This is a genomic window from Marinobacter sp. MBR-105, assembly GCF_053628895.1.
This window is the reverse complement of the sequence record NZ_JBRJHG010000035.1, coordinates 1-5,941: the sequence shown is the minus strand read 5'-3', so window position 1 is coordinate 5,941 and position 5,941 is coordinate 1. Positions and strand designations below refer to the sequence as shown.

The following is a 5,941-nucleotide window of genomic DNA, read 5'->3' as shown; positions in this document are numbered from 1 at the left end:
TCCTGCCGTCCTGTTGCCGGCGATCTGAGATGCAGGGTCATGCCGGCACCTTTAGCAATCGCATCGGCAATCGCGAGGCCCAGGCCAGAACCTGCTGCATCCGTTCTGGCGCGTGCAAAACGGTTTCTTAAAAGAGCGAGCTGTTCCGGTGGCACCCTTTCACCACCATTGGAGATTCTTAGAATGCCATTATCGTTCAGGTTGATCTCCACCGGCTCCCTACGGGAGCCATGCTTAAGCGCATTCTCAATCAGGTTACGCACCAGGATGGCGAAGGCATCGGGATCAAGAAAGGAGTTCACTTCGCGCTCCGGCAAGGATAAAACAACTCGCCCGGGTGCATGGTCCTCAAATTCCCGGGCAATCATCGCGAGGATGGGCACAAGATCCTGCTGGCTTTGTGAGAGTGCACCGCCACCTTCTGCTTTTGCCAACTCGAGCAGTTTTCCGGACAGCACCGAGAGACTGCGTAACGCTTCTTCAATTTCTGCAACATCATTCTTGAGATAATCATCGGGCATTCTGGTTTTCAGCCGCTGCACTTTGGCAAGCGCTGTTGCCAGGGGAGTTCGCAGTTCATGGGCACTGTTGGCGGTAAAGCTGCGTTCTGATTCGAGAGCACGATGCAAACGCTCAAGCAGCCGGTTGATGGCACCGGCGATTGGTTCAAATTCACGGGGTAACTGCTCTTCTACGACAGGGGAAAGATCTCCCGCGCCGCGGGATTCGAGATCTTGTTGAAAGTCGACCACTGTGCGAAGCGAAAGCCGTACGATCCACCAAATACCCAAAAGACTCACCGGAATCAGAACCACTAAGGGCATCAGCAAGGCCAAACCCGCCTCCAGGGCGGATTCACGCCTGTGCGCCAGGGGCTCAGCCACTTCAAGATAGATCGTATTGCTCACAGCAGATACGCCATATAGCCGGTGGGTCAGGGTATCTGAAAATCCTTCCACGGGGATTGTGCTAAACACGCGAGGGTCGGCATCGTGGGACTGGAGCAGAATATTTCCATCTTCGTCCCGTACCAAATAGGTGAGGTATTCATCATGGTCTTTCAGGGCTGGGGCCCGTTGGTTACCGGCATCGTTCTCCCGGTTCAGGATGTCGGTGACCGCCAGTGGCAGGATGCGCTGCGCGGTTTCTTCCAGGGCGCTGTCAAAGACCTCGTTCATTTCGTGCTGCGCCACCAGTCCCGAAGCGGTCACGCCCAACAGCCAGAGTAGGGTGACACCGAGTGTCAGGCCGATACCGAGTGTTTTCTGCAGGCTGGTTCTAGTGGTCATGTGTTTCCAGGCGATAGCCCATCCCCCTGACGGTTACGATAGCGTCCCGCCCCAGTTTTTTACGCAGACGGCTGACGTAAACTTCGATGGTGTTACTTTCGATTTCGGCCCCGAAAGCGTATAGACGGTCCTCCAGTTGCGATCGCGATAACAGCATTCCGGGTCGCTGGATAAAGCCCTCAAACAAGGCCCACTCCCGTGCCGTAAGTTCTACCGGCAGGCCGTTGCGACTGATGCGGTGATCGCCAAGATCAATCATCAGCTCGCCCACTTGTATGATCGGGCTTGGATTGCCGCGATATCGGCGAGCCACCGCGGCCACGCGGGCCGACAACTCCGAAAGATCAAAGGGTTTGACCAGGTAGTCGTCAGCACCGGTATTCAATCCTTCAATCCGGTCAGACACCTGATCCCTGGCGGTAAGAATGATCACCGGTGTTGTTATTCCGGTAGCCCGGATCGTTCGCAAAAAGCCGAAGCCATGGCCGTCGGGTAGCATCAGGTCCAGCAGAATCAGGTCGTAGGCTGTAGTCCTGACACTCGCCTCAGCAAAGCCCAGCGTTTGCACCCAGTCCACGGCGTGGCCGTCGTCAGCAATCTGATCCCGGACCGCCTCGCCCAATCCCACCGTATCCTCCACCAAAAGTACCCGCATCGTTCACCTCTGACCCAGCCCTGAAATCAAGATACTACAGCTCGAACCTGACAACAGCCTGAATGGTCAATAACGCTTCGATCTCTCTCCACCGGCCTTCAGCTGGCTGTCAGGTTTGGACGCTAGCCTTCAAGGGAATATTCCAGGGGCCAATCGCAGGAGATGTGATGATGCGGATAATTTTACCTTTCATAGTGTTGGTTTCAGGCCTATGGGCCTGGAGCCTCTTTGCAGGTCCTGGGGCCGGTTCTCCCTGGGCAGTCTATGACCAGAGCCTGCTGCTCAGTGGGTTGTTATCCATTGCTCTGATGTCACTGACCATGATGTTGGCACTGCGCCCAGCCTGGTTGGAGAGACCGATGGGTGGGCTGGATCAAATCTATCGCACCCACAAATGGGCAGGAATTCTGGCCGTGGTATTCGCCGCCGCCCATTGGCTGATTGAAATGGGTGACGATGTAATAGAGTCGGTGTTCGGAAAAGCCGGCAAGCTGCACGATCAGGATTATTCCGGGTTCATCGACACCATGCGCGATGCGGCGGAAGAGGTAGGGGAGTTCGCCATCTATCTGCTGTTCGCCATGCTGCTGATCACCTTGTTGCGCAAGTTCCCCTACAAATACTGGCGCTATTTGCATCGCGGCATGCCGGTGCTTTATCTGTTGCTCGCTTTCCACGCGGCGTGGCTTACTCCGCTGCAATGGTGGCAGCAGCCAATCGGTGTGCTGATGGCCATTTTGCTCTTTGGCGGCAGCATCGCCAGCGGGCTATCCCTGGCCGGCAGAGTTGGCCGTCGTCGCCAGGTTCGCGGCACGGTCACCGCGATCAAAACACCGGATCAGGATGTTACCGAAATTACCTGCCACATGGGGCCGGCATGGCCCGGTCACCGTGCGGGGCAATTCGCCTTTGTGACCTTCGACCGACTAGAGGGCGCGCACCCGTTCACGATTGCCAGTGCCGATAGGGAAAATGGCACGGTTACGTTCATCATTAAATCGCTCGGCGACTTCACCCGCAATCTGAGCCAAAAAATCAGAGCGGGGCAAACTGTGAAGATAGAAGGCCCTTACGGCTGCTTTAACTTCGAGCGCCGAAACCGCAAATCCCACCAGATCTGGATAGCCGGTGGCATCGGGATTACGCCGTTCCTGGCCTGGCTCGAAGCCCTAAGCAGCGCCAACGATGCCACCGTGCCGGAAGCCGATCTACATTACTGCACGCGCAACGCCGGCCGGGATCCCATGGTGGATCGACTTCGGACGCTTTGCGATGGCTTTCCCGGGATTCATCTCGAGATTCATGACAGCAGCAAGGGGCAGGCGTTGTCTGCCGAGGCGTTGTCTAGGAACCAACGCTCGGCTGCACGCGCAGAGGTCTGGTTCTGCGGCCCGGTGGGATTGGGTCAAGCCATAAGAAAAGGCTTGCACGCGGCACCCTTCCGCCTTACTCGCTTTCATAAAGAGGCTTTTCAGTTCCGCTGAAATAGCTTCGTTTGTTCAGGTCGTTGTCAGGTTAGCGCCTTAAAGTGGATTTAACGCAACAAGCAGGAGAGACATCATGAAGACCAAACCCATTATTCTGAGCCTGTCTTTGTTACTTCTGAGTAGCACCGTACTGGCCGATGACGACTGCGATGATCCGGTGGCGAGTTGGCAGCCCCGTGAAAATCTGCGTGAAAAGCTGGAAGCCGAAGGCTGGACAGTTCACCGAATAAAGGTTGACGACGGTTGTTATGAAGTCCGGGGCCTCGATGCCGATGGGGTCAGGGCAGAAGCCTCTTTCGCGCCCGCTTCACTGATAATGATGGAGTGGGAACGTGAAGACACTGACGATGATGACAGAGACCACGGCAACAGGAACACGAAAAATCGACAGGACAATGGCAAAAGTCAGGGGCCACGCAACGGCATCGTCAAGGGCCACCCTACGGTGACCGTTGAGTAACCGAGTGAACTTGCCCTGTTCATCCAACGTTCATCAGGTTTTTCGGAGACCAGTTATGAAAACGTTCGTTCTCACTTGCAGCCTTTTTGCCACCCTGGCTTTACCGGTATTCGTCCAGGCCCGCGAGGTGACCTTCACTACGGAACTACAGAATTACGGTGGAGATGGAGCCTATCTGGCACTGTATCTTACCGATGCCCGCGGAGAGTATCAGGGTACCCTTTGGGTTTCAGGGAAGAAATCTAAATACTACAAGCACCTGGGAGGCTGGGCCCGCGGCAGTGGGCTTGATCCGGCAGAGTATGACGGCTTGACCGGTGCCAGTGTCACCAGTGGCCGTACGTTGAAAATCACTCTGAACCTCGATGATTCGCTGATCGACAACGGTTATGAGGTTCGAGTCGACTCTGCCGTTGAGGATATGCGCGATATTCGAGCTGATGTCGTAGCCCCCCTGACCACTGAAGGTTCCGGGAAGCCGGTTTCCGGGCGCGGTTACGTGCGCGCTCTTACCTACGAGCTTCAATAATCCACCAGGAGCATCGGCTATGTTGCGCAAGTTCCACAGCTTACCGGGCCTGCTTGCTGGTTTGTTTCTGATGGTTCTCTCAGTCACGGGTGCTGTGTTGGCTTTGGCGCCGGCGCTGGAAAGAGCCTCAGCGGTCATTCCGGCATCCGGTGAAGTCAGTATCGCCGAGCTGGCTGACCGGATTGTTGCTCATTATCCCGGGACTGAGCAGATTGTGCGAGAGCCTTCCGGCAAGGTCATCGTCTATTACAGCCGTGACGGCCAGGCCGGTGCGGATCTGGTGAATCCGGTGACAGGTGAGGGCACGGCACCCTACGAACCTTCCGCATTCTTTAGCTGGATCAAGGATCTGCACCGTGCGTTTATGCTGGATGATGCCGGTAGAGCGCTGGCCGGCGTATTGGCTGTTTTGATGGTACTTCTGTGTCTTTCGGGAATATTGTTGATAGCCCGGCGTACTGGCGGCTGGAAGAATATATTAAGACCGCTTTCCGGCTCTGGCGGGAAACGGATCCATGCCGAATTGGCTCGGTTTGCCGTGCTCGGCCTACTGTTATCCGCGCTGACCGGTAGCTATATGTCGGCACAGCGCTTTGATTTGCTGGCTGAAGCGCCTGACACCGGGCCGAGGTTTCCGGCTGATGTCTCGGGCGGGCAACCATCGCCTGTGGGCACCTTAAAAGCCCTAGGCAATTTCGATCTCGGCGAACTCCGGGAACTGGTGTTTCCCTATCCCGGTGATCCGCAGGATGTCTATTCTCTTTCAACCTCCGGCGGCTCCGGTTTTGTGGACCAGGCAACGGGCGAGTTGCTGCAGTTCCAACCGCGCTCTGACGGTAGCATACTGCAGCACTGGATTATCCGTTTGCACACCGGCGAAGGACTATGGTGGCTGGGGCTGATTCTTGGCGCTGCGGCAATGACTGTGCCCGTTCTCTCGGTAACGGGCGCAACCATCTGGTGGCAGCGTCGCCGGTCGTCAGGACAGCTTCCTGACAATGCCGATCCCGCTCAGGCGGATACGGTTATCCTGGTCGGCTCCGAAGGTAATACCACCTGGGGATTTGCCCGGGAACTCCATAGCAGTCTGAATAAAGCCGGTTTCCGTGTGCATTGCAGCGAAATGAATGCGCTCGCTGAGCGGTATCCGCATGCTTCCATGCTTTTCGTGCTGACATCTACATACGGCGATGGTGATGCCCCCGCATCGGCACGCCGGTTTATGGCCAGGATCGGTGATTTCCGTGCTGAGAAGAATCTGCGATACGCGGTGCTGGGTTTTGGTGACCGGCAGTTTCCGAGCTACTGTCAGTTTGCCTTAGAGGTGGATGCAGTGCTCGCCCGTAAAGGCATGAACCGATTGCTCGCCATTGAGTTGATTGACCGGTGTTCTGCCGCCCAATTCAGTGAGTGGGGAAACCGGGTGGGTGAGGTTATCGGTACTCCGCTTTTCTTGAACTACTGTGCATTGCAGCCAGCAACGGTCAAACTGGAACTGGTAGAAAGGGCGGATTACGGGAT

At 56.2% G+C, this 5,941-nt stretch carries 6 protein-coding genes; 4 read left to right on the top strand and 2 right to left on the bottom strand.

Translation table 11 applies throughout. From position 1 onward, the window contains the following. Both ACSSVV_RS20680 and ACSSVV_RS20675 read right to left on the bottom strand, forming a co-directional pair. Positions 1 to 1,289: ATP-binding protein (locus tag ACSSVV_RS20680; RefSeq protein WP_454106944.1), on the bottom strand; the 1,289-nt coding region annotated here is incomplete at its 3' end. Next, positions 1,279 to 1,944 carry a response regulator gene (locus ACSSVV_RS20675; protein ID WP_113879277.1) on the bottom strand — a complete coding sequence of 222 codons (666 nt, stop codon included), beginning with the start codon at positions 1,942 to 1,944 and terminating at the stop codon, positions 1,279 to 1,281. The genes ACSSVV_RS20675 and ACSSVV_RS20680, both read right to left, overlap by 11 nt. Positions 1,945 to 2,111: 167 nt before the next feature. On the opposite strand from ACSSVV_RS20675, the gene ACSSVV_RS20670 reads away from it, so the two are divergent. The 4 genes from ACSSVV_RS20670 to ACSSVV_RS20655 all read left to right on the top strand — a co-directional run. After that, a complete protein-coding gene (locus ACSSVV_RS20670) occupies positions 2,112 to 3,428 on the top strand; it encodes a ferredoxin reductase family protein (protein WP_113879278.1) in 1,317 nt (438 codons plus the stop codon). 76 nt (positions 3,429 to 3,504) lie between these two features. Next, positions 3,505 to 3,891 carry a PepSY domain-containing protein gene (locus tag ACSSVV_RS20665; RefSeq protein ID WP_113879279.1) on the top strand — a complete coding sequence of 129 codons (387 nt, stop codon included), beginning with the start codon at positions 3,505 to 3,507 and terminating at the stop codon, positions 3,889 to 3,891. Between the two features lie 55 nt (positions 3,892 to 3,946). Beyond that, positions 3,947 to 4,420: a DUF2271 domain-containing protein gene (locus ACSSVV_RS20660; protein ID WP_113879280.1), complete on the top strand. Its 474-nt coding sequence runs from the start codon at positions 3,947 to 3,949 to the stop codon at positions 4,418 to 4,420. 19 nt (positions 4,421 to 4,439) lie between these two features. Beyond that, positions 4,440 to 5,941, top strand: a 1,502-nt coding sequence (locus tag ACSSVV_RS20655; RefSeq protein ID WP_454106943.1) for a PepSY domain-containing protein, incomplete at its 3' end; no start/stop codon positions are given.